Raw genomic sequence first — 24,640 nt, forward strand, 5'->3', positions numbered from 1 at the left:
GCATTGGCTTAAGAGTGAAGGTGAATCCATGACTACATCGACTGTAAAAACCAACCTGCTGGGTCTGACTCAACAGGAAATGGAAAAATTCTTCGACTCAATCGGGGAGAAGCGTTTCCGTGCCGGTCAGGTAATGAAATGGATTCACCACTTTGGCGTCGATGATTTCGACGCCATGACGAACGTCAGCAAGGCCTTGCGCGATAAGCTCAAGGCTATTGCTGAGGTCCGTGGTCCGGAAGTGGTCAGCGAGGACATCTCCAGCGACGGCACCCGTAAGTGGGTGGTGCGCGTGGCGTCCGGCAGCTGCGTCGAGACCGTGTACATTCCCCAAGGCAAACGCGGCACTCTGTGCGTTTCGTCCCAGGCAGGCTGTGCCCTGGATTGCAGTTTCTGCTCCACCGGCAAGCAAGGCTTCAATAGCAACCTCACCGCCGCCGAAGTCATCGGCCAGGTGTGGATTGCCAACAAATCTTTCGGCAGTGTCCCGGCAACCGTCGACCGTGCCATCACCAACGTGGTGATGATGGGCATGGGTGAGCCATTGCTGAACTTCGACAACGTCGTCGCCGCCATGCATCTGATGATGGATGACCTCGGCTACGGGATCTCCAAGCGCCGCGTGACCCTGTCCACCTCGGGTGTGGTGCCGATGATCGATGAGCTGGCCAAGCACATCGACGTGTCCCTGGCGTTGTCCCTGCACGCACCGAATGACGCATTGCGTAACCAATTGGTGCCGATCAACAAGAAATATCCGCTTAAGATGCTGCTCGAGTCGTGCCAGCGCTACATGTCCGCCCTTGGCGAGAAACGTGTGTTGACCATCGAGTACACCTTGCTCAAGGACATCAACGACAAGGTTGAACACGCCGTTGAGATGATCGAGCTGCTGAAGAACATTCCGTGCAAGATCAACCTGATTCCGTTCAACCCGTTCCCGCACTCCGGGTACGAGCGTCCGAGCAACAACGCGATCCGTCGGTTCCAGGATCAGTTGCATCAGGCCGGTTTCAACGTCACTGTCCGTACCACCCGTGGTGAAGACATCGACGCCGCATGTGGTCAATTGGTAGGGCAGGTGCTGGATCGCACCCGTCGCAGCGAACGTTACATCGCCGTGCGCGAGTTGAGCGCCGACAGCGATCTGGCACAGAACGCCGCGAACACTAACTAAGAGAGGATCTCTATGTCCCTGCGCTTTGCGCTGCTGTTGCTGTTGACCAGCCTGTGTGCTGGTTGTGTCCTGTCGGGTGACTACAACCCGATGAAGACCAGCAAGGGCCGCGATGAAGCGCGGGCTGCCTACGTGCAGTTGGGGCTGGGGTACTTGCAGCAAGGCATGAGCGAGCGGGCCAAGGTGCCGCTGAAGAAGGCGCTGGACATCGACGGTTCCGATCCTGACGCCAACGCTGCCCTCGGATTGGTGTTTCAGTCCGAATTGGAGCCTGAGCTGGCCGACGAACACTTCCGCAAGGCTTTGTCCTCCCGTCCCGCCGATGCGCGCATCCTCAACAACTACGGCAGTTTTCTCTACGAACAACAGCGTTATAAAGAAGCCTACGAGCGTTTTGAACAGGCCGCTGCCGATACCCTGTATCCTGAGCGTTCGCGTGTGTTCGAAAACCTCGGCATGACGGCGGCGAAGCTCGGGCAGCGTGATCTGGCGCAGCAGCAGCTGGAAAAAGCGCTGCGTTTGAACCGCCAACAACCACGCGCATTGCTGGAAATGGCTGAGTTGTCCTTCGAAGACAGGCATTATGTGCCCGCGCGTGACTATTACGACCGTTTCAGCCTGCTGACCGAACAAAATGCACGTAGTCTATTGCTCGGCGTTCGGCTGGCAAAAGTGTTTGAAGATCGCGACAAGGCCGCCAGTTATGGCCTGCAATTAAAACGACTCTATCCCGGTACGCCGGAATATCAGCAATACCTGTCGGAGCAATGATGAAAGCGGCGCATCCCGAAGTTGTAGCAGCGAATCGCGTTAACCCCGGTGAGACCCTGCGCCAGGCCCGCGAAAGCAATGGCTGGTCGCTGGCCGAAGTGGCCCTCAAGCTCAACCTCACCGTGACTTCCCTGAGCAATCTTGAAGCCGGCGCTTTCGACAAGCTGCCGGGGCATACCTTCGCTCGCGGTTACATTCGCGCCTATGCCAAGTTGCTCGGCATGGACCAGACCGTTCTGGTTCAGCAATTCGACCAGTCCACCGGCACCGACTCCCAGGGCAGCAACGTTCATGCCCTCGGCCGTATCGAAGAGCCGGTGCGGGTTTCCCACACCATTTTGCGTATTGTCAGCCTGCTGTTGCTGATCGCGGTCATCGGCGGCGGTTTCGTCTGGTGGCAGGATCAGACTTCGCAGCGCACCAAGGACCTGACGTCCCTGGCCCCTGAGCACGTTGAAGTCGAAGGTGCTGACGGTACGACGCAGATTCACCCGATCGACGAGCCGGAAGATCAGGCTGTCGAGGAAAATCAGGCCGATACTTCCACAGCGTTGGCGCTGCCTCAGTCTGAAACCACCGCTGAATCGACCGGTGCCGAAGCTACCACCCCGGCAACCACTCCGGCCGCCCCGGTTGCGCCGGCTGCAACGCCGACCGCCCCGGCTCATACGCCAGCGCCGGTTGTCGCTATCCCGGTTACCCCGGCACCCAACGTTCCGGCGACTCCAGCACCGACCACCACTGCGCCAGTAGCGGCTGCGACCGCCGCGCCAACCGCAGAAGCGGCTGCTCCGGTGGCTGGCGATGGTCAGGTACAACTGCAGTTCAGCGCCGATTGCTGGGCACAAGTGACCGATGGCCGTGGCAAAGTGATTTTCAGTGGTCTCAAGCATAAAGGCGACAGCGTGACCGTTTCCGGCAAGCCGCCGCTTAACGTACGTCTGGGCGTAGCTCGCGCCGCACAGGTCAGCTACAACGGCCAACCGGTCGATATCGCTCCGTTCACCAGTGGCGAGACTGCTCGCCTGAAGTTGGGTCAATAAGTCATGCACGGCGAATCTCCAATCAAACGTCGCGTTTCGCGCAAGATCTGGGTCGGCAACGTACCGGTGGGCGGCGATGCGCCGATCGCGGTGCAGAGCATGACCAACAGCGACACCAATGACGTTGCCGCCACTGTTGCGCAAATCAATCGTCTGGAAGCCGCCGGCGTCGACATCGTTCGCGTTTCGGTACCGGACATGGACGCCGCCGAGGCGTTCGGCAAGATCAAGCAACTGGTCAAGGTGCCGCTGGTTGCCGACATCCACTTCGACTACAAGATTGCCTTGCGCGTCGCCGAACTGGGTGTCGATTGCCTGCGTATCAACCCGGGCAACATCGGTCGTGAAGACCGTGTTCGCGCGGTGGTTGATGCTGCGCGTGATCGCGGTATTCCGATCCGCATCGGCGTCAACGCCGGTTCGCTGGAAAAAGACCTGCAAAAGAAATACGGCGAGCCGACGCCAGCCGCGCTGGTTGAGTCTGCTCTGCGCCACGTTGAACACCTCGAACGCCTGAATTTCCAGGACTTCAAGGTCAGCGTTAAGGCTTCCGACGTGTTCATGGCCGTCGAAGCCTACCGCTTGCTGGCGAAAGAAATCGTTCAGCCGCTGCACCTGGGCATCACCGAAGCCGGTGGATTGCGTTCGGGCACAGTGAAATCCGCCGTGGGCCTAGGTATGCTGCTCGCCGAGGGGATTGGCGATACTATCCGCATCTCGCTGGCGGCCGACCCGGTCGAGGAAGTGAAGGTCGGTTACGACATTCTCAAGTCTTTGCATCTGCGTTCCCGTGGCATCAACTTCATCGCCTGCCCGAGCTGCTCGCGGCAGAACTTCGATGTGGTGAAAACCATGAACGAGCTGGAAGGGCGCCTTGAAGACCTGCTGGTGCCGCTGGATGTCGCGGTGATCGGTTGCGTGGTCAACGGCCCCGGCGAAGCCAAGGAAGCCCATATCGGCTTGACCGGCGGCACGCCAAACCTGATTTACATCGACGGCAAGCCGGCGCAGAAACTGACGAATGACAATCTGGTGGACGAGCTGGAAAGGCTGATCCGCCAGAAAGCGGCCGAAAAGGTCGAAGCTGACGCTGCCGTAATTGCGCGCGGCTGACCCTGACTGAAGAGCCGAACGAATTTAAGGATTTAAAGTGAGCAAGTCATTGCAAGCCATTCGTGGCATGAACGACATCCTGCCCGAACAGACCCCGCTGTGGCGTTATTTCGAGGGCACTGTTGCGCGTCTGCTGGATAACTACGGTTACAAGCAGATTCGCATGCCGATCGTTGAATTCACCGAGCTGTTCAAGCGCTCGATCGGTGAAGTGACCGACATCGTCGAAAAAGAGATGTACACCTTCGAAGACCGCAACGGTGACTCCCTGACCCTGCGTCCGGAAGGCACCGCAGCGTGCGTGCGTGCAGTGCTTGAGCACGGCATCACCGGCGGTGGCCAGGTGCAGAAACTCTGGTACATCGGCCCGATGTTCCGCCACGAGCGTCCGCAGAAAGGCCGTTATCGCCAGTTCCACCAGATCGGTCTGGAAGTGTTCAACCTCGACGGTCCGGACATCGACGCCGAGCTGATCACCATGACCTGGCGCCTGTGGGGTGAGCTGGGCATTCGTGATGCGGTCAAGCTCGAACTCAACAGCCTCGGCACCAGCGAGTCCCGTGGTCGCTATCGTGAAGCGCTGGTCGAGTACCTCTCGGCGCACCACGACAAGCTCGACGAAGACAGCCAGCGTCGCCTGAAAACCAACCCGCTGCGCGTGCTCGACACGAAAAATGCCGACACTCAAGCGGTACTGGTCGATGCGCCGAAAATGGCCGACTACCTCGACGACGAATCCCGTGCGCACTTTGAAGGCTTGAAAGCGCGTCTGGATGCCGTCGGCATTCCTTACGTGCTCAACCCGAAGCTGGTGCGTGGCCTCGATTACTACAGCAAAACCGTTTTCGAATGGGTCACCGACAAGCTCGGCGCTCAGGGCACTGTCTGCGCCGGCGGCCGTTACGACGGTCTGGTCGAGCAGATGGGCGGCAAGCCAACCACCGGCGTGGGTTTCGCCATGGGCATCGAGCGTCTGGTTTTGATGCTGGAAACCCTCGAGCAGATCCCGGAAGAAATCTCCCGGCAGGTCGACGTCTACCTCTGCGCCTTCGGTGAAGAAGCCGAGCTGGCTGGTCTGGCTCTGGCTGAACGTGTTCGTGATCAACTTCCAAACCTGCGTCTGCAAGTCAATGCCGGCGCCGGCAGCTTCAAAAGCCAGTTCAAGAAGGCCGACAAGAGCGGTGCGCTGTACGCACTGATCCTCGGTGACGACGAAATGGCCCAGCAAGTGGTAGGTTTCAAACCCCTGCGTGGCCAGGGCGAACAACAAAGCATTGCCTGGGATGCGCTCGCCGCTCACCTGGCCACCTGCGTCGTGCAGGGTTGAAGCTGTCCAAACAGCCGATTTAGCGATTAAGGAGTATTGGGGTGTCGAGTACCGAAGACGAACAGTTGGCGGATTTGAAGGACTGGTGGACACGCAACGGCAAACCTCTGGTCACTGGCGGCCTGTTGGCGCTGGTCATCGTGTTCGGCTGGCAGGCTTATCACAAGTATCAGAGCAACCAGTCGCAAGGCGCCTCGGTGCTCTATCAGCAATTGCTGGAAACCACGCTGACGCCTGACGGCAAGCCTGATGCTGCCCGCGTTGCGGATCTGGCCGGCAAGCTCAACAGCGAATTCGGCGGTTCTGCCTACGCGCAGTACGGCAGCCTGTTCGTGGCCAAAGTGGCGGTCGACAGCGGCAAGCTGGATGACGCCGCGACCGAGCTGAAAGCCATCGTCGACAAACCGGCCAATCCGGCGCTGGGCGAGATCGCCCGTCAGCGTCTGGCGCAGGTGCTGGGTGCGCAGAACAAGGCTGAAGACGGCCTGAAACTGCTCGACGGCGATGCCGACAAGGCGTTCCTGGCCACTCGCGAAGAACTCAAGGGCGACCTGCTGGTGCAGCTGGGCCGTACCGATGACGCGAACAAGGCGTATCAAAAAGCCAAGGCGGCACTGTCGGATGAAGCGGCGGTCGGTGGCCTTCAAATCAAGCTCGACGACCTGGCCAAAGGGGATGCGTGACGTGATCCGTTGGAAGCATGCAGCATTGCTGGCTCTGGCCCTTCTGGCCGCGGGTTGCAGCAGCAACAGCAAGAAAGAATTGCCACCGGCTGAACTGACCGACTTCAAAGAAGAAGTGGTTCTGCAAAAGCAGTGGAGTCGTTCGATCGGTGACGGTCAGGGCGAAACCTACAACATGCTGGTGCCGGCGATCGACGGTGACACCATCTACGCCGCTGATGTAACCGGCGTGGTGATGGCCATGGATCGCGGCAACGGCGACGTGAAATGGAAGCAGGATCTTGATCTGCCTGTCTCCGGCGCTGTCGGCGTGGGTTATGGTCTGGTGCTGATCGGCACCCTGCGTGGCGAAGTCGTCGCTCTCGACACCAGCAACGGTGAAGAGAAGTGGCGTGCCCGCGTCAACAGCGAAGTCCTTGCGCCACCGGCCAACAACGGTGACGTCGTGGTGGTGCAGACTCAGGACGATCGTCTGATCGGTCTGGATGCATCGACCGGTACCCAGCGCTGGGTGTATGACAGCACGCCGGCCGTACTGACCCTGCGTGGCACCAGTGCCCCGTTGGTGACCAACCGCCTCGCGGTGGCTGGCCTGTCGACCGGTAAAGTGGTCGCTCTGGACATTTCCAACGGCGTGCCGGTCTGGGAACAACGGATCGCGATTCCACAGGGTCGTTCGGAACTGGAGCGCGTGGTCGATATCGACGGCGGTCTGCTGTTGTCCGGCGGTACGCTGTACGTTGCCAGCTACCAGGGTCGCGTTGCGGCACTGGACCTGGAAAGCGGTCGTCAACTCTGGCAGCGCGATGCGTCGAGCTACGCTGGTATCGCTCAGGGTTTCGGCAGCGTTTACGTGAGCCTGTCTTCGGGCACCGTTGAAGGCGTCGACGAACGTTCCACCACAGCATTGTGGAGCAACGACTCGCTGGCTCGCCGTCAACTGTCGGCTCCGGAAGTGTTCTCCAGTTATGTTGCAGTGGGTGACCTGGAAGGTTATCTGCACCTGCTGAGCCAGGTTGACGGTCGTTTCGTCGGCCGTGAGCGCATCGACAGCGACGGCCTGCGTGCCCGTCCGCTGGTGGTGGGTGACACGATTTATGTATATGGCAACAGCGGCAAACTGGAAGCCCTGACCATCAAGTAACAACTATGCTTGGGGTTAACACCCCCAGGCAGCTTCACTTGTGAGTATGAATGTGGGAGCGAGCCTGCTCGCGATGGGCGTCAACGATTACGCAGATGGCCTGAATAAACGCGGTGCTTTGGCGTTTTTCGCGAGCAGGCTCGCTCCCACAAAGAACACCCACAGTGTTGCCCCGAGCACCAGCCGCTGCCTCGCAGCGGCTTTTGTATTTTCTGAAATAACGAAGTGGAGAGCCGCATGGTTCCCGTAATCGCCCTGGTGGGCCGACCGAACGTCGGCAAGTCCACCTTGTTCAACCGCCTGACCAGGACTCGTGACGCCATCGTCGGCGACTTGTCCGGTCTGACCCGTGATCGCCAGTACGGTGAGGCCAAGTGGCAAGGGCGTTCCTACATTCTGGTCGACACCGGTGGTATCTCCGGTGACGAGCATGGTATGGACGAAAAAATGGCCGAGCAGTCGCTGCTGGCCATTGAAGAAGCAGATGTTGTGCTGTTCCTGGTAGATGCCAAGGCCGGTTTCACCGCCGCCGACCAGATGATCGCCGAACACCTGCGCAAACGTAACAAGCGTTCCTACGTGGTCGCCAACAAGGTCGACAACATCGACCCGGAAATGGCCCGCGCTGAATTCGCTCCGTTGGGTATGGGTCACGCGATCCCGATCGCCGGTGCTCACGGCCGTGGCATCACGCAGATGCTGGAAATCGCCCTGGGTGATTTCCCCAAAGACGCAGAAGAGCCTGAAGACGGCGAAGAAGAGATCGTTGCCGAAGGCGAGGAAGCCAAGCGCATTCCTGGCCCAAGCGAAAAAGACGGCATCAAGATCGCGATCATCGGCCGTCCGAACGTCGGCAAGTCGACCCTGGTCAACCGCATGCTCGGTGAAGACCGGGTAATCGTCTATGACCAGCCAGGCACCACGCGCGACAGTATCTACATTCCGTTCGAACGCAATGAAGAGAAGTACACGCTGATCGACACCGCCGGTGTGCGCAAGCGCGGCAAGATCCACGAAGAAGTCGAAAAATTCTCCGTGGTCAAAACCCTGCAGGCGATCAAAGACGCCAACGTGGTGATCTTCGTGATGGACGCCCGCGAAGGCGTGGTCGATCACGACCTCAACCTGCTCGGTTTTGCCATCGAGTCGGGTCGTGCGCTGGTCATCGCGATCAACAAGTGGGACGGCATGACGCCGAGCGAGCGCGACTATGTAAAAGTCGAGCTGCAACGTCGTCTGTTCTTCGTTGATTACGCCGACATTCACTTCATCTCGGCCCTGCACGGCACTGGCGTGGGCAACCTCTACGCATCCGTACAGAACTCGTTCAAGTCGGCGGTCACCCGCTGGCCGACCAACCGTCTGACCCAGATTCTCGAAGACGCGGTTGGCGAGCACGCGCCACCGATGGTCAACAACCGCCGGATCAAGCTGCGATACGCTCACTTGGGTGGTGCTAACCCGCCGATTATCGTGATCCACGGTAACCAGATCGAGAAAGTGCCGAAGTCGTACGTACGCTATCTGGAGAACACTTACCGCCGTGTGCTGAAGCTGGTCGGTACGCCGATCCGCATCGAGTTCAAGGGCGGCGAGAATCCGTACGAAGGCAACAAGACCACGCTGACCGACCGCCAGGTCAACAAGAAGCGTCGCTTGATGTCGCACCACAAGAAAGCCGACAAGAAGCGCCGCGACAAGAAATAAGGTCGCAGGTCGCTGATCGTTCCCATGCTCCGCGTGGGAATGTATCCCGTGACGCTCTGCGTCACATAAGCGGTGGACGCAGAGCGTCCAAGGCTGCATTCCCACGCAGAGCGTGGGAACGATCAATATGAGAGAAGGGTGCCATCCGGCGCCCTTTTTTTATGGGCGCCGGATGGGCTATCCTCGGGCTCTCCCGCGCCGTCGTCAGAGCCGGGTGTTGAGCAGGGAACCCCCGATGATCACCAGTAAGCTGCCGAATGTCGGCATCACTATTTTCACGCAGATGTCTCAGCTCGCGGCGCAAACCGGCGCGATCAACCTGTCCCAGGGTTTTCCTGATTTTGACGGCCCGCAGTCACTGCGTGATGCAGTCGGTCGACACATCGCCAGTGGCCATAACCAATATTCGCCGATGACCGGTTTGCCGGCGCTGCGCGAGCAGATCGCGGCGAAAATCGCTCGCAGCTATGGCGTGCAGGTCAATGCCGACAGCGAAGTGACGGTCACGCCGGGCGCGACCCAGGCGATCTTCTGTGCGATTCAGGCGGTTATCCACAGCGGCGATGAAGTCATCGTGTTCGATCCGTGCTACGACAGCTACGCACCGGCGACGGAGTTGGCGGGCGGTCGTTGCGTGCATGTGCAGTTGAACCCGGACGACTTCTCCATCGATTTCGACCAGCTCGCCGCGGCCCTGAGCCCGCGCACGAAAATGATCGTCATCAACACCCCACACAACCCTAGCGGCGCACTGATCAGTCGTGCCGAGCTGGATCAACTGGCGGCGCTGATCCGCGATCGCGACATCTACCTGATCAGCGACGAAGTCTATGAACATCTGGTGTTCGATGGCGTGCCGCACGTTAGCGTACTTGCTCACGAAGAGCTGTATCAGCGTGCCTTTGTGGTCAGCTCGTTCGGCAAGACCTATCACGTCACTGGCTGGAAGACCGGCTACGTCGTTGCACCGCCAGCACTGACCGCGGAGCTGCGCAAGGTTCACCAGTACGTCAGCTTCTGCGGCGTCACGCCGTTGCAATACGCGCTGGCCGATTACATGGCCGAGCATCCGGAACATGTCGAAGAGTTGCCGGGCTTCTATCAGACCAAGCGCGATCTGTTCTGCGATCTGCTGGCGCCGTCGCGCTTCAGTTTCACCCGAGTCACTGGCACCTATTTCCAACTGGTCGATTACTCGCAGATTCGTCCCGACCTGAACGATGTCGAGATGGCCATGTGGATGACCCGCGAACACGGCGTGGCGAGTATCCCGGTGTCGGTGTTCTACCAGAACCCACCGCAAGGCCAGCGCCTGGTGCGCCTGTGTTTTGCCAAACGCGAGGAGACGCTGCGTGAAGCGGCGGCGAAGCTATGCGTGATCTGAGTGCGTTACCCGATCTCAACCTGGCGCTGATCCAGACCAGCCTGGCCTGGCATGACCGCCAGGCCAACCTTGAGCATTTCGAGGTGTTGCTGGAGCAGGCGCGCGGGGCGGATCTGATCATCCTGCCGGAAATGTTCACCACCGGATTCTCCATGGAGTCCGAAACCCTCGCCGAAGCCGAGAACGGCCCGACCAGCAAATGGCTGCGGGTTCAGGCGGCAAAGCTCGATGCAGTGATCACCGGCAGTGTGATTATTCAGGCGTCTGACGGCAGCCATCGTAATCGCCTGTTGTGGGCGCGGCCGGACGGCGAAGTCTTGCATTACGACAAGCGTCACCTGTTCCGCATGGCCGGCGAGCACAACCATTACACCCCCGGCGAACGTCAGGTGCAGTTCGAGCTCAACGGCTGGCGTGTGCGTCCGCTGATTTGCTACGACCTGCGCTTTCCGGTGTGGAGCCGCGATGCGCAGGATACGGATCTGCTGCTGTACACCGCCAATTGGCCGGGTGCGCGGCGTTTGCACTGGAATCGCCTGTTGCCGGCGCGTGCCATCGAAAACCTTTGCTATGTGGCGGCGGTGAATCGCGTTGGCACCGACGGCAAGGGTTTCGCTTACACCGGCGACAGTCAGGTGCTGGATTTCCAGGGTGAAACCTTGCTGGCGGCGGGGGAGGCGGATGGGGTGTTCAAGGTCGTGCTTGAGGCGGCGCCACTGGCGGCGTATCGCGAGCGCTTTCCAGCGAATCTGGATGCTGACACCTTCGAGTTCACCTGAGGCAGCCGATCGTTCCCACGCAGAGCGTGGGAACGATCGCAAAAAAAGGCCCCGGAGTTCGCACTCCGGGGCCTTTTGCATTTCAGCGGTCGATTACGCCGCTTTCGCCTCAGGCTGGCTCAGCGAGCGGTTCAGTGCGCTGAACAGCGCCTTGAAGCTGGCCGTGGTGATGTTTTCATCGATGCCCACGCCGTGCACCGCACGTTCGCCATTCACACGCAGCTCGATGTAAGCGGCTGCTTTGGCGTTGGTGCCTGCGCCGATCGCGTGTTCGTTGTAGTCCATGATCTCCACCGGAACTGGCAGGCCGGCGACCAGTGCTTCCAGCGCACCGTTGCCCTTGCCGCGCCAGTGCAGGTTGGTTTCACCCTGACCTTTGCTCGCCACTTCCACTTCAACATTGCTGTTGCCGTTTTCTTCCTGCAGGCGATGGCTGACCAGCGCGTACGGGGTGTTGGCTTGCAGGTATTCGCTGATCAACAGCGAGTGGATCTGCTTGGCGGTCATCTCCAGACCCAAGCGGTCGGTTTCACGCTGCACGACCTGGCTGAACTCGATCTGCATGCGACGTGGCAGGCTGATGCCGTATTCCTGCTCCAGCAAGTAAGCGATGCCGCCCTTGCCCGACTGGCTGTTGACGCGAATTACCGCCTCGTAGCTGCGGCCGATGTCGGCCGGGTCGATCGGCAAGTACGGCACTTCCCACAGTGCATCGGGTTTCTGTTGGGAGAAGCCCTTGCGGATTGCATCCTGGTGCGAGCCGGAGAACGCGGTGTGCACCAGGTCGCCAACGTACGGGTGACGTGGGTGAACCTGAATCTGGTTGCACTCCTCAACCACTTTGCGCACGCCGTCGATGTCGGAGAAGTCCAGCTGCGGGTCGAGACCCTGGGTGTACATGTTCAGTGCGACGGTGACGAGGTCGACGTTACCGGTACGCTCGCCATTGCCGAACAGGCAGCCTTCGACGCGGTCCGCACCCGCCATCAGGCCCAGTTCGGTAGCCGCAACGCCAGTGCCACGGTCGTTGTGGGTGTGCAGGCTGATGATCACGCTGTCACGACGGTTGATGTTGCGGCCGAACCACTCGATCTGGTCGGCATAGATGTTCGGGGTCGCGCACTCAACGGTAGCCGGCAGGTTGAGGATCATCTTGTGCTCAGGCGTCGGGTTCCACACCTCGATCACCGCATCACAGACTTCCTTGGCGAACTCCAGCTCGGTGGCGCTGAAGGTTTCCGGCGAGTATTCGAAGGTCCATTCGGTGTCCGGCTGCATCGCCGCGTATTTGACGAACAGCTTGGCGGCGTTCACGGCGATGGCCTTGATGCCGTCCTTGTCCTGGTTGAAGACGATGCGACGGAAAGACGGCGAGGTAGCGTTGTACAAGTGAACGATGGCTTTCTTCGCGCCGCGCAGGGATTCGAAGGTGCGCTCGATCAGGTCTTCACGGCCCTGGGTCAGCACCTGGATGGTGGTGTCGTCCGGGATGTGGCCTTCTTCGATCAGGGTACGCACGAAGTCGAAGTCGGTTTGCGAAGCCGCCGGGAACGATGCCTCGATTTCCTTCACGCCGACTTGCACGAGGGTTTTCCAGAAGCGCAGCTTCTTCACCGCGTCCATTGGCTCGATCAGCGACTGGTTGCCGTCACGCAGGTCGGAGCTGCACCAGATCGGCGCAGTGTCGATGGTTTTCGATGGCCAGGTGCGATCCGGCAGGTTGATGACAGGAAACGCGCGGTATTTCGAAGACGGATCTTTGAGCATGCTCATCGGGAAATTCCTTATTGTCTGGGCCGAAAAGAGGCGGCCTGCCGGTGTTACGAATATTCTGGGAAAAGCGTGGGACGAGGTGCCGCGATTCAGCCTGGCAGTCGTGCGCTGACGAGGCACAGGCTGCGGTGCTGGCGAAGCTGAATGAGGGTGTGAGAGGTTTTCATGCCTTCAACCCTAACCGCGAGGGCAGAGGATGGCAAGCAGTCGAAAAAAATTGAGAGGAATACTCGGAAAGCGGGTTTTTGCGGGATTTTATTGCGCTGGAGGTCGCTGATCGTTGTGATATTTGCGCGAGGTTTGATTGGGGCGCAATTGAGGTTTATAGCAATTCAGTAACTGTTGATGTGCTTTATAGGCCGCCTTCGCGAGCAAGCTCGCTCCCACAGGGGATCTTTGTTGTGAATAAGATCCAGTGTGGGAGCGAGCCTGCTCGCGAAGAGGCCGGTCGCCTCAACACATATTTAAGGTTGAAAGGCGCCAATGAAAATCGCCGGATCCACCCGCGCATCATTCAGGCTGACATTCCAGTGCATGTGCGGGCCGGTCGCGCGGCCGGTCATGCCAACCTTGCCGACCACCGCGCCCCGCGCCAGTTGATCGCCGACTTTCACATCAATCTTCGACATGTGGCAGAACATGCTGATAAAGCCTTGCCCATGGTCGACAAACACCGTGTTGCCGTTGAAGAAATAGTTGCCAGTGAGGATTACCTTGCCCGCCGCCGGGGTCTTGATCGGCGTGCCCATCGGCACCGCGAAGTCGAGGCCGGCGTGCGGATTGCGCTCTTCACCATTAAAGAAGCGACGCACGCCAAACTTGCTCGATAGCGGCCCGTTGACCGGTTTGTCCAACAGCAGATTGCTCGGCGTGTTCGGGCTGAAGCTGCGGTACGCCTTGATCTGCTCGGCCAGTTCACCCTCGATGCGCTTGAGGTTCGACTGATCCGGGTTTACTTGCTGTTTGTTCTTCAGGGTGATGCGCTGTTCCGGGTATTTTTTGTTGCCCACGGTGAACGGCAGATTGCGCCCGCCACTGCTGATCTGCTGCGCGCCGGGTTTGACCGTCAGCGGCACACCGACGATCGCCAGCCAGTTGTTCTGCTCTTTTACCACCAGCACCGGTTTACCTTGGTACGTGGCTTTCGGCGCCTGTGCAGCCGCGCCCAGATCAACCACCGCGACGCCGCCCGGCACCGGTTTGTTCAGCAGCCGGGTGATGTAACTGTCGGCATGGGCGTTAAAGGTCAGACAGAGCAAAAACAATGGAGCCAGAAAACGCGGCATGGATCAGTCCAGTAAAGAGAGGGTGACAGGCGTCAGGTGATTGTCCTCGACGCGCACTTGCAGTTCGCCTTCGCCGAGTTTGGCTTTGAGGCGCTGGCCGGTGTGGGTCTGCGCGGCGTTGCGGATCGCATGACCGCGCTCATCGAGCAGAATGCTGTAACCACGCCCGAGCGTTGCCAGCGGGCTGACCACATGCAGCGTCTGCATCTGACTGTGCAGTTGCAGACGACGGTTTTTCAGGCCTTCACGCATGGCGCGGGGCAGACGTTCGGCAAGGCTGTCGAGGCGTTGGCGCAACATCGCTAACTGACGTCCCGGATGTTGCCCGGCGAGGCGGGTTTCCAGGCGGATCAGGCGTTCGCGACGAGTATTGAGATGACGCTCAAACGCCCGGCGCATGCGCATGTCCAGATCGTCCAGACGCTGCGCCTGCTGGCGCAGACGTTCGCCGGGATGACGCAGGCGCCGCGCCATGCCTTCCAGACGCAGGCGATCACGCATCAAGCGATCGCGCATGCGCATCACCAAGCGGCGATGCAGGCTTTCGACCTGACGGATCAAATGACTGGAATCGGGCGCGAGCAATTCGGCTGCCGCGGAAGGCGTCGGCGCCCGGACGTCGGCAACAAAGTCGCTGATCGACACATCGGTTTCATGGCCGACGGCGCTGACAATCGGTGTCACGCAAGCATCGACGGCGCGGGCCACGGCTTCTTCGTTGAAGCACCAGAGGTCTTCCAGCGAGCCGCCGCCACGAGCGAGGATCAGTGCGTCGAAACCACGGGCATCGGCCATTTTCAGGGCGCGGACGATTTGTGCGGTGGCTTCGCGGCCCTGTACGGCGGTGGGGATCAGCGTCAGTTGCACCTGCGGCGCACGGCGGCGGAACACGCTGATGATGTCGCGAATCACCGCGCCAGTTGGCGAACTGATAATGCCGATGCGTTGTGGATGCGCCGGCAGCGGCACTTTGCGTTCGGCACTGAACAGGCCTTCGGCGCTGAGCTTTTCTTTCAGCGCATCGAAGGCCAGGCGTAGCGCACCGTCACCGGCAGGTTCGACGGTGTCGAGGATCAGTTGATAGTCGCCACGGCCTTCGAACAGCGAAACCTTGCCACGCACTTTGACCGCCAAGCCGTCCTTGAGCGCCTGACGCACCCTGGCAGCGTTCTGCCGGAACAGCGCGCAACGCACCTGCGCGCCGCTGTCCTTGAGGGTGAAATAGATGTGGCCGGACGCCGGGCGGGCGAGGTTGGAGATTTCGCCTTCGACCCAGATGTTGCTGAACACGTCTTCAAGCAACACCCGCGCGCGGCCGTTGAGCTGGCTGACGGTCAGGACTTCACGGTCCAGGCCAAGTCTTGCAAAGGGATCTTTAATCATGGGGCGCAGTTTAAAGGCATTTGCCGTTGAATCACCACAAGTCCCCTGTAGGAGTGAGCCTGCTCGCGATAGCGGTGTGTCAGTCGCAGGATAGGTTGAATGTTCAACCGCTATCGCGAGCAGGCTCACTCCTACAAGGGGGTGTGAAGGTTTCGATGAAGTGGTGAATCAGGGGGGTGGGATTCTGGCGATAGGCGAGGGCGACGGTGCTTTGGCAATCGGGATCGGTCAGCGGCAGAAAGCGTACGCCGCTCGGCGCAATGTCCTGCATCGATTCCGGCAGCAGGGCGATGCCGAACCCGGCCTGAATCAATTGTAATTGCGTGGTCTTGCGCGACATCACCCGCGCCGCTTTCGGGAAAAAGCCCTGGCGCATGCACAGATCGGCACACAGATAACTCAAGCCGCCGCGTTGCGGGTGCGGGATCGAGATGAACGCTTCGTCCTTCAACTGTGCCAGGTCGACACGCTCAGCCGCGGCCAATCGATGATCCATCGGAACTGCCAGCAGCAACCGTTCAGTAAACAGCGGCACAATCTGAATCCCTTCACGCTGACGCAACACCGGCAGGCGCAGCAGGCCGACATCAAGGCGTCCTTCGGCGAGTTCTTCGAGTTGCGCTTCCGAAGACAGTTTGCCGATATCCAGCGACACGCCAGGTTGCTGCTGCAGATAAGCGCCGATGTCACTGAGCAAACGTCCGCTGATCGACACTGTGCTGGAATGGCTGAGGCGCAACGTGCCGAGTTGACCATTGCCGACCTCAGTGGCCATGGTGCTGGCCTTGCTCAGCTCATTGAGCAGATTTCTTGCCCGCGGCAGAAACGCTTCGCCCGCCGCGGTCAGTCTGGGCTGGCGCGCCGTGCGTTCGAACAACGGCGTTTGCAGACGCGTTTCCATGTCCTTGATCTGCCGGCTCAGCGCCGATTGCGCAATAAACAACCGTTCGGCTGCCGAACTGAAGCTGCCGCACTCAGCGATTTCGACGAAGTAACGCAGTTGACGGGTTGAAAGCATCAGGCATGCCTTTTTGAGATGGGTAAGCGACTTTTAAGATATTAGTCGCAACTCTCGGCGCTGGCTAAAGTCATCACAGGCTTATTAAGGAAGCGCATCGATGAGCGTGGCGGGGTTGTTGAGTGAGTGGGCGTGGGGCCCCGGCGGTTGGGCGGTGATCGGGCTGGGCATCGCCCTGGCTTACATCGTGTTCGGTATCGCCGGATTCGGCACGGCGCTGGTGGCGGGGCCGATTCTGATTCTGTTCATGCCGCTGTCGAAGATCGTGCCTCTGCTGGTGCTACTGGACTTTGTCGCGGCGTTCGGCAATCTGCTGCCGTCGCGGCGGGATGTGGCCAAACCGGAATTGTTACGGCTGCTGCCGTGTATGGCGGTGGGTTGTACGCTGGGGGTGATTTTCCTGCTCAACCTCAAATCCGATGTGTTGTTGCTGTTGATGGGGTTGTTTATCAGCGCTTACGCGGTTTACAGCCTGTGGGTGAAAGCGCGGCCGGCACAATTGTCGGCGGCGTGGGCCGTGCCGATGGGGACGGTGGGGGGATTGTTCGGCGCGCTGTTTGGCAGTGGCGGCTTTCTCTATGCGATCTATCTCAACAGCCGCTTGCCCAAAGACGCGGCCCGGGCCACGCAAAGTGCGCTGATCAGTTGCAGCACGGTGGTGCGTTTGAGTCTGTTTGCCATCGCCGGTGTGTATGCCGAGCTACCCTTGTTGATGCTGGCGCTGTGTTTGTTGCCCGCGATGGCGCTAGGGCTATGGATTGGCCGGCGGTTGACCCTGCGCTTGTCGCGTGAGGCGTTTGTGCGTTTGGTGACATGGCTGGTGCTGGCGAGCGGGCTGGCGTTGATCGGGCGCTACCTCAGCACTTGACCGGATTTCGTCAGGGATTAAGCTGCCGGCCTTTAAGGCCTCTTCGCGAGCAGGCTCGCTCCCACAGGGAACTGCATTCCGATGTGGGAGCGAGCCTGCTCGCGAAGGCGTCAGAAGCCACACCGCAGGACTTTCCATGAATTCGCAAAGCATCATCGTCCCGAAAATCTCCACCCTGCCGGTCCACGAACCCCGGGCCCGGGCGATCGTGCGCTGGCTGGTGCGCAAGAACATCATCAAAGAAGAGCTGACCACCTGTGGCCGCACCGGTAACCGCATGGCTTACGCGATTGCCGATGGCGCCCGTGCTGTGGTGCTGCACCCGCAAGCCTTGCCATTCGGTGAGCCGATCAACGGGCTGGAGATCGTCACCAAGCGCTGCATCTACACCCCGGCCAAAGGCTTTCTCGAAGAAGCCGGTTGCGCCGAGTGCCGTCGTGAAGTCGGCGAAGCGCTGTTCGAAAGTCTTGAAGACTGGTTCCCGGGCCGCACAGACAACTTCACTTGCCCGGAATGCGGCCATGAAGATGACATCAACGGTTTTCTGTTTTTGCAGGAATGTGCGTTTTCCAACCTCGGCTTCATCTTCAACAACTGGCTGGAAGCGGGTTTCAAGCAAAGCTTTATCGATGAGTTCGCCGATTGGCTCGATCAACCTGTCTCTTGGGTCAAGGTGGAGCTGTAGGGCCGGGGATCTCCGTATATCAGCAACATTGATATTAAGCTGAGTTTTACATTGAACAGCAGGGGGTGGATGACTATAATGGCGCGCTTCCATTTTCCCGCTCGGGAGCCCCCGCGATGCTGCGTATCAGCCAAGAAGCTCTGACATTCGACGACATTCTCCTAGTGCCCGGTTATTCCGAGGTACTTCCTAACGAAGTCAGTCTCAAGACCCGCCTTACCCGTGGCATCGAGCTGAACATTCCTCTGGTTTCTGCTGCAATGGACACCGTTACTGAAGCCCGTCTGGCAATCGCCATGGCTCAGGAAGGTGGCATCGGCATTATCCACAAGAACATGACCATCGAGCAGCAAGCTGCCGAAGTGCGCAAGGTCAAGAAGTTCGAAGCCGGCGTCGTCAAGGATCCGATCACCATCGAGGCTGATGCCACGGTGCGTGACCTGTTCGAATTGACCCGCATGCACAACATTTCCGGCGTTCCGGTTCTGCACGATGGCGACCTGGTCGGCATCGTGACTTCCCGTGACGTGCGTTTCGAAAGCCGTCTGGAAGCCACCGTCCGTGAAGTGATGACGCCCAAAGAGCGTCTGGTCACGATCAAGGAAGGCGCGAGCAAGGACGAAGCACGCGAACTGCTGCACAAGCACCGCATCGAGCGCGTGCTGATCGTCGACGACAAATTCGCCCTCAAAGGCATGATGACCGTCAACGATATCGAAAAAGCCAAAGCCTACCCGCTGGCCAGCAAGGACGATCAAGGTCGTCTGCGCGTTGGCGCTGCGGTCGGTACCGGTAAAGACACCGGTGACCGCGTTGCCGCTCTGGTCAATGCTGGCGTAGACGTCGTGGTAGTTGATACCGCGCACGGTCACTCCAAAGGCGTGATCGACCGCGTTCGCTGGGTCAAAGAGAATTTCCCTGAAGTGCAGGTGATCGGCGGCAACATCGCCACCGGCGCCGCTGCCAAGGCTCTGGCCGAAGCAGGCGCTGACGCAGTCAAGGTCGGTATCGGCCCTGGCTCGATCTGCACCACCCGTATCGTCGCCGGTGTCGGCGTCCCGCAAATCAGTGCCATCGCCAACGTCGCCGCTGCCCTTGAAGGCACTGGCGTTCCGTTGATCGCCGACGGCGGCATCCGTTTCTCCGGTGACCTGTCCAAGGCCATCGTAGCCGGTGCTTCCTGCGTGATGATGGGCTCGATGTTCGCCGGTACTGAAGAAGCACCGGGCGAAATCGAACTGTTCCAGGGCCGTTCGTACAAGGCTTATCGCGGCATGGGTTCGCTGGGCGCCATGTCCCAGGCTCAAGGTTCTTCCGACCGTTACTTCCAGGACTCCTCGGCAGGCGCCGAGAAACTCGTTCCGGAAGGCATCGAAGGCCGTGTTCCTTACAAAGGCACCCTGAGCGCGATCATTCACCAGTTGATGGGCGGTCTGCGTTCCTCGATGGGCTACACCGGTAGCGCCAACATCGAAGAAATGCGCACCAAGCCTGAATTCGTGCGGATCACCGGCGCTGGTATGGCCGAATCCCACGTGCACGACGTGCAGATCACCAAAGAAGCGCCAAACTACCGCGTAGGTTGAGCCTTCAAGCAATAAAGTAAGCAACCGGGGCTGTTTGATTCAGCCCCGAGTTGTTTCTGAATCACGACTGTTTCTGAACGACTTAGACGAGACTGAATCATGGCCCTCGATATTCACGCTCACCGCATCCTGATCCTCGACTTCGGCTCGCAATACACCCAACTGATTGCCCGCCGCGTGCGCGAAATCGGTGTGTACTGCGAACTGCACCCGTTCGACATGGACGAAGATGCGATCCGCGAATTCGCTCCTAAAGGCGTCATCCTCGCCGGCGGCCCCGAGTCCGTGCACGTCGCCGACAGCCCGCGCTGCCCACAGGCAGTGTTCGATCTGGGCGTACCGGTCTTCGGTATCTGCTACGGCATGCAGACCATGGCCGAGCAACTGGGCGGCAAGGTTGAAGGTTCCGAACTGCGTGAGTTCGGTTACGCCCGCGTTGACGTGGTCGGCAAGAGCCGCCTGCTCGACGGCATCGAAGACCACATCGACGCCGACGGCCTGTTCGGCCTCGACGTGTGGATGAGCCATGGTGACAAGGTCACCAGGATGCCGGAAGACTTCCACATCCTCGCCAGCACCCCAAGCTGCCCGATCGCCGGTATGTTCAACGACGACCGTGGCTACTACGGCGTGCAGTTCCACCCGGAAGTGACCCACACCAAACAGGGCGGTCGCATCCTCTCGCGTTTCGTTCTCGACATCTGCGGCTGTGAAGCCCTGTGGACGCCATCGAAGATCGCTGAAGACGCCATTGCCAACATCCGCGCACAAGTCGGCACCGACAACGTGCTGCTGGGTCTGTCCGGCGGCGTTGACTCCTCGGTAGTTGCTGCGCTGTTGCACAAGGCCATCGGCGATCAACTGACCTGCGTCTTCGTCGACAATGGCCTGCTGCGTCTGCACGAAGGCGAGCAAGTGATGGCTATGTTCGCGGAAAACATGGGCGTCAAAGTCATTCGCGCCAACGCTGAAGATCAGTTCCTCAACAACCTGGCCGGCGAAGCCGACCCAGAGAAGAAGCGCAAGATCATCGGTCGTACCTTCATCGATGTATTCGATGCCCAGTCGAACAAACTGGAAAACATCAAGTACCTCGCGCAGGGCACCATCTACCCGGACGTGATCGAGTCGGCTGGCGCGAAAAGCGGCAAGGCTCACGTGATCAAGTCGCACCACAACGTGGGCGGCCTGCCGGAAGAGATGAACCTGAAACTGGTCGAGCCACTGCGCGAACTGTTCAAGGACGAAGTCCGTCGTCTGGGCCTGGAACTCGGCCTGCCGTACGACATGGTCTACCGTCACCCGTTCCCGGGCCCGGGCCTGGGCGTGCGCATCCTCGGTGAAGTGAAAAAGGAATACGCCGACCTGCTGCGTCGTGCCGACCACATCTTCATCGAAGAACTGCGCAAAGCCGACTGGTACCACAAGGTCAGCCAGGCCTTCGTCGTGTTCCAGCCAGTGAAATCGGTTGGCGTTGTTGGCGACGGCCGTCGTTACGCTTGGGTAGTTGCCCTGCGTGCCGTGGAAACCATCGACTTCATGACCGCGCGTTGGGCTCACCTGCCTTACGAACTGCTGGAAACCGTCTCCGGCCGCATCATCAATGAAATCGAAGGCATCTCCCGCGTCACTTACGACGTGTCGAGCAAGCCGCCTGCGACGATTGAGTGGGAGTGATCCTGCCGCGCGTCGAAGCTGGTATTGAGTGAACGAAAACCCCTGGCCCAGGCCAGGGGTTTTTCGTTTCAATCGCCGCTCGAATCCTTTCAGGTGGGTAAGCGGCTTTGCAGTTTCAGGCCTATTTCTATCAGGCGCTGAGATAACGCTGCGATATCTGGAAACAATACGCCACTGATGCGCGGCATTGACTGAAGCCAGATATAAGCCTGGCCGTCCTGCGTCAGGTTCACCGGCGTTCGAACAATGCTGCCTGTACTGCCGCGCCGCACCAGCGTGTAACCGTTTTGCGATTTCTCGACCAGGTACATGCCATTGCGATGGAGCAGGCGTGCCTGCGCTTGCTCTGTCCAGATCACCGGCGGCGCGTCGATTTGCAGGCGCAGGTCAGCGTAAAGGTAGTCGAACGAGTTGCGGGTCGATGCACCATTGTCGAAGGGCCCGCGAGCCACCTTGACTCCCGGGTCGATGCTGACGCCTGGCACTTCCGAAGGTAAGGATTCTTCGATACGCAAGCCGATACCGCCTCTGAGTTCGCTGATGCCTGGCAGGTTTCTGAAATTATTGGTGTTATGTGGATCGATCAAGGCGACCCATTTGCCCGGTCGGTTGAGGAGTGCGTCGCCCCACATGATTCTGTTCATCTGCTGAGCGTTCATCATTTGCTCCTCAATCGAGGTGAGCGGCACTTTCATTTTGGAGATCGCCGCGCAACCAAGGCCTTGAACGCGTACGCCATTTGCCTGCGCGGTCTTGACCAGTTCGAGGATGTTGAACGTCTCGCCCGGATCGGTTCCGAGATTGCCCAGATAAATCCGCAGATCCTCTGACATCTGCCCGGTCGTGTAGAAACCGTTCAGATCCATCTGGGCAAAATCGCTCAGCAGGTCACCCACGTAGAGCGTCCTGATGTGTCGTGCAAACGCTGGCATGTTGCTGATCATGAATCGCATGCTGGTGATGCGATCGAGGGTTTCCCCCACCACCAGCCCCATCGTTTTCTCGAAGACGCGATCAATGAGTTCATCGGTCGGCATCGTGTGACTGACTTCGGGTATTACCGGACGCGCAGGCAGATTGGTCCAGTCCAGCTCTGAGTAATGCTCTTTGGCTTCGTTCAGGAGTCGTGTGCGTTTTTGGCTGAAAAACAGCGCGAATTGTTCATCGTCAGATGGATGGTGTGGGGCGATGTTCTCCATATCGGCAGAATCCTGGGGCAGGTTCATTGCCCACTTTTTCAGTTTGGCCAAGTCCAGCTCTCCAGTATCGCCGAGGGTGGTCACCAGGCGCAGCGGACGGGCAGTGGATGGCACCGGTTCGACCAATGGCAGGCCTGGCGACGGGGTTGATGAGATGACCTGCGAGGTCAGTTCGATTTCGGACGCGCATGGCGTGCCCACGCACTGCCCGCCGCCTCTGAGACGCAACGCCGGCGTGCGCTCCCATTTGCCGGTTGCGCTGAAACGCACTGGCAATGAATACGCGAACTGGTTGGGGTGTTCCGGATCGACGATGGCCCAACTGCCACTGTCCCCGGAGGCGTCGAAGTACCGCACGTAGTACGCGTTGCCTTCGATCTCGATGGCATAGGGCTGGGCGTTACCGAGTCGGTAAATGCCTTGAAACTTCCCGGACTCGGTTTCTACAGATAAACGATCAAGCAATTCGTTGCACTGGTAGCGGGCAGGAATCTGTGGCGCGAGCGGACCGTGCAGCGTGGGGCGGGGTGATGTCTCGATGGGAATTGCGTTTGCCATCTCGTCAGTCTCCTCGTCAGTGGTCAGCAACGGCGCCTGATCCAGCGGTGGCAGAAATGGATCGTTGCCCGAGGTGAATTCGATCAGTCCGGCCATTTCTTCGGCTTCGGCAAACTCGACCTGCGGGCCTACTTCCAGATGCGCGCCGGTACCGATCAGGAACGGAACGTTGAACAGTACTTCAATGCCGTTGAGCACCGCGCCAAGGGTGCCGGCCTTGCGCTCGACAGCCGTCCTGCCGTTGACCGCCAGATCGATGTTCAACCCCATATTGGCGATACCGGCGCCAATCACCGGCAGTGCCAGCGGCCATCCTACGGTTGCCATCGGGCCGAATACCCTGAGACCGGCACTGAGGTAACCCATCCAGAGTTTTTTGCGCAGATCACTGTTGGAGGTCAGCGCCATGTCTGCTTCGGCAAACATGGCGCTGCGTGTCGAATCGCTTAACCAGGTGAATGCGTCACCGCTGATGGTGACGTTGCCGTGGTTGATCATCCGGTGATCACTATGACCCCAAGTGGTCACCAGGCGAGTCATCAGGTCATTGAGTTTTTCGCCCATCCGGTTGCGGTCGGCCAGGGAGAAGCGGTTCATGAAAATCTTGCGCTTATCCTCCGTATTCATCTGTTCCAGCATCCACCAGTGCAGATCCGCTTGATCTTCCATCAGCCGAAAGGGTTGCACTTCGCCGGGTAAGTAAAGGGTTTGCCGACCATTGTCCTCAACGAAACGCAGCGCATGGGGGGCGACGTGCCCATCAAGATCCAGCGCGCGTACATGAGCGCCCACCGGGTGCGAGGCTTGTAGCATTTGCAGGGTGACAGGCCAGGTCACGGAGCCGATAACCGAATCGATCACGCGCTGAAAATCTGTACCGTCAAGGTGGCCCTGTTGCAGCGCCTGTACTGCCAGGCTGAGAAAGTTGCACTTGGCCAGTGTCCGGAAATGGTGCGACGAGGTTTGCCAGTAAGTGGTCAGTTGCCGGGTGTAGCGGCTGCTGAAATCGATATTCCAGAACGCCTGCAGCACATCGCTGCCCAGCAGCCGAATTTCATTATCCTGATTGAAATTGTCGGCCTGCGGCCCGTCTGCGTAAAAGCCGCAGTACAGCCCCAGCAGATCAGCATTGTCCTGATCGGTGGCGCGAAAGCGCTGGATTACCAGTTGGGTGAGGGTCAACGATTCATAGGGCTTTTCCAGCAGATGTTCCCAGCCGGTGAAGGTCAGGTTGCTGCTCTGCGCGGCCCTGAATCGGTGGAAATAGACACGGTCCGGATCAAGGCCCGGCAGTCCTTTGTCGATCAGTAATTGAAGGGCGACCTCACGGGCCGCCTCCAGCAGGCTGGGGCAAGCCTGCACGAGTGATGTAGCGATTGCCCTGAGGCTGGCCTTGTCAGCTGCGTTCGGCAGCAAACGGCGTTCGGGAGCGTTCATGTACTTCTCCATCCATGGGGAAAACGAGAATCAAGCATGACC

19 protein-coding genes are annotated in these 24,640 nt (G+C 59.5%); 14 read left to right on the plus strand and 5 right to left on the minus strand.

What is annotated here, in order from left to right; translation table 11 throughout:
* Nucleotides 1-28 precede the first annotated feature (28 nt).
* The 10 genes from rlmN to ACOYXJ_RS15115 all read left to right on the plus strand — a co-directional run bounded on the left by rlmN (nucleotide 29) and on the right by ACOYXJ_RS15115 (nucleotide 11,128).
* Entirely contained in the window at nucleotides 29-1,177 is a 1,149-nt protein-coding gene (rlmN, locus tag ACOYXJ_RS15070; protein WP_016984373.1) for a dual-specificity RNA methyltransferase RlmN, read from the plus strand.
* Between the two features lie 12 nt (nucleotides 1,178-1,189).
* A complete protein-coding gene (gene pilW, locus ACOYXJ_RS15075) occupies nucleotides 1,190-1,948 on the plus strand; it encodes a type IV pilus biogenesis/stability protein PilW (RefSeq protein WP_460370183.1) in 759 nt (252 codons plus the stop codon).
* On the plus strand, nucleotides 1,948-2,991 hold the full coding sequence (locus tag ACOYXJ_RS15080; protein ID WP_460370185.1) for a RodZ domain-containing protein: 1,044 nt from the start codon (nucleotides 1,948-1,950) through the stop codon (nucleotides 2,989-2,991). Before pilW ends, ACOYXJ_RS15080 begins: the two co-directional genes overlap by 1 nt.
* 3 nt (nucleotides 2,992-2,994) lie before the next feature.
* Nucleotides 2,995-4,104: a flavodoxin-dependent (E)-4-hydroxy-3-methylbut-2-enyl-diphosphate synthase gene (ispG, locus tag ACOYXJ_RS15085; protein WP_008084646.1), complete on the plus strand. Its 1,110-nt coding sequence runs from the start codon at nucleotides 2,995-2,997 to the stop codon at nucleotides 4,102-4,104.
* A gap of 37 nt (nucleotides 4,105-4,141) precedes the next feature.
* On the plus strand, nucleotides 4,142-5,431 hold the full coding sequence (gene hisS, locus ACOYXJ_RS15090) for a histidine--tRNA ligase (protein ID WP_016984369.1): 1,290 nt from the start codon (nucleotides 4,142-4,144) through the stop codon (nucleotides 5,429-5,431).
* Nucleotides 5,432-5,472: 41 nt separating this feature from the next.
* The gene (locus ACOYXJ_RS15095) at nucleotides 5,473-6,114 is read left to right on the plus strand and encodes a YfgM family protein (protein ID WP_007916865.1); all 642 of its coding nucleotides are present in this window, start codon (nucleotides 5,473-5,475) and stop codon (nucleotides 6,112-6,114) included.
* Nucleotides 6,107-7,258 (plus strand): outer membrane protein assembly factor BamB, encoded by a 1,152-nt coding sequence (bamB, locus tag ACOYXJ_RS15100; RefSeq protein WP_016984368.1) that lies wholly within the window; start codon nucleotides 6,107-6,109, stop codon nucleotides 7,256-7,258. Before ACOYXJ_RS15095 ends, bamB begins: the two co-directional genes overlap by 8 nt.
* 237 nt (nucleotides 7,259-7,495) lie before the next feature.
* On the plus strand, nucleotides 7,496-8,965 hold the full coding sequence (der, locus tag ACOYXJ_RS15105; protein WP_095122497.1) for a ribosome biogenesis GTPase Der: 1,470 nt from the start codon (nucleotides 7,496-7,498) through the stop codon (nucleotides 8,963-8,965).
* 235 nt (nucleotides 8,966-9,200) lie between these two features.
* Nucleotides 9,201-10,349 (plus strand): pyridoxal phosphate-dependent aminotransferase, encoded by a 1,149-nt coding sequence (locus tag ACOYXJ_RS15110; RefSeq protein WP_150795433.1) that lies wholly within the window; start codon nucleotides 9,201-9,203, stop codon nucleotides 10,347-10,349.
* Nucleotides 10,337-11,128, plus strand: coding sequence for an amidohydrolase (locus ACOYXJ_RS15115; protein WP_460370190.1), 792 nt, complete (start codon nucleotides 10,337-10,339; stop codon nucleotides 11,126-11,128). Before ACOYXJ_RS15110 ends, ACOYXJ_RS15115 begins: the two co-directional genes overlap by 13 nt.
* 93 nt (nucleotides 11,129-11,221) lie before the next feature.
* Here the strand turns inward: ACOYXJ_RS15115 and leuA are convergent, their stop codons facing one another.
* From leuA to ACOYXJ_RS15135, 4 genes are all read right to left on the minus strand, one after another.
* Nucleotides 11,222-12,901: a 2-isopropylmalate synthase gene (leuA, locus tag ACOYXJ_RS15120; RefSeq protein ID WP_008082522.1), complete on the minus strand. Its 1,680-nt coding sequence runs from the start codon at nucleotides 12,899-12,901 to the stop codon at nucleotides 11,222-11,224.
* A gap of 464 nt (nucleotides 12,902-13,365) precedes the next feature.
* Nucleotides 13,366-14,187, minus strand: a complete 822-nt coding sequence (locus tag ACOYXJ_RS15125; RefSeq protein ID WP_102900320.1) for a M23 family metallopeptidase — start codon at nucleotides 14,185-14,187, stop codon at nucleotides 13,366-13,368.
* A gap of 3 nt (nucleotides 14,188-14,190) precedes the next feature.
* Nucleotides 14,191-15,570 (minus strand): exodeoxyribonuclease VII large subunit, encoded by a 1,380-nt coding sequence (xseA, locus tag ACOYXJ_RS15130; protein WP_016984362.1) that lies wholly within the window; start codon nucleotides 15,568-15,570, stop codon nucleotides 14,191-14,193.
* Between the two features lie 103 nt (nucleotides 15,571-15,673).
* Nucleotides 15,674-16,588, minus strand: coding sequence for a LysR family transcriptional regulator (locus ACOYXJ_RS15135; RefSeq protein ID WP_460370192.1), 915 nt, complete (start codon nucleotides 16,586-16,588; stop codon nucleotides 15,674-15,676).
* 100 nt (nucleotides 16,589-16,688) lie between these two features.
* Here ACOYXJ_RS15135 and ACOYXJ_RS15140 point away from each other — a divergent pair, with 100 nt between their 5' ends.
* The 4 genes from ACOYXJ_RS15140 to guaA all read left to right on the plus strand — a co-directional run bounded on the left by ACOYXJ_RS15140 (nucleotide 16,689) and on the right by guaA (nucleotide 21,404).
* The gene (locus tag ACOYXJ_RS15140; protein ID WP_150795436.1) at nucleotides 16,689-17,456 is read left to right on the plus strand and encodes a sulfite exporter TauE/SafE family protein; all 768 of its coding nucleotides are present in this window, start codon (nucleotides 16,689-16,691) and stop codon (nucleotides 17,454-17,456) included.
* Between the two features lie 136 nt (nucleotides 17,457-17,592).
* Nucleotides 17,593-18,141 (plus strand): sugar ABC transporter ATPase, encoded by a 549-nt coding sequence (locus ACOYXJ_RS15145; RefSeq protein WP_038363001.1) that lies wholly within the window; start codon nucleotides 17,593-17,595, stop codon nucleotides 18,139-18,141.
* A gap of 116 nt (nucleotides 18,142-18,257) precedes the next feature.
* Nucleotides 18,258-19,727 carry an IMP dehydrogenase gene (gene guaB / locus ACOYXJ_RS15150; protein ID WP_007916845.1) on the plus strand — a complete coding sequence of 490 codons (1,470 nt, stop codon included), beginning with the start codon at nucleotides 18,258-18,260 and terminating at the stop codon, nucleotides 19,725-19,727.
* A gap of 99 nt (nucleotides 19,728-19,826) precedes the next feature.
* Entirely contained in the window at nucleotides 19,827-21,404 is a 1,578-nt protein-coding gene (guaA, locus tag ACOYXJ_RS15155) for a glutamine-hydrolyzing GMP synthase (RefSeq protein WP_108226546.1), read from the plus strand.
* An 89-nt stretch (nucleotides 21,405-21,493) separates the two neighbouring features.
* On the opposite strand, the gene ACOYXJ_RS15160 is transcribed toward guaA, so the two are convergent.
* The gene (locus tag ACOYXJ_RS15160) at nucleotides 21,494-24,598 is read right to left on the minus strand and encodes a membrane-targeted effector domain-containing toxin (protein WP_460370195.1); all 3,105 of its coding nucleotides are present in this window, start codon (nucleotides 24,596-24,598) and stop codon (nucleotides 21,494-21,496) included.
* Nucleotides 24,599-24,640 lie beyond the last annotated feature (42 nt).

The sequence above is a fragment of the Pseudomonas sp. Tul2A7 genome (assembly GCF_054790505.1).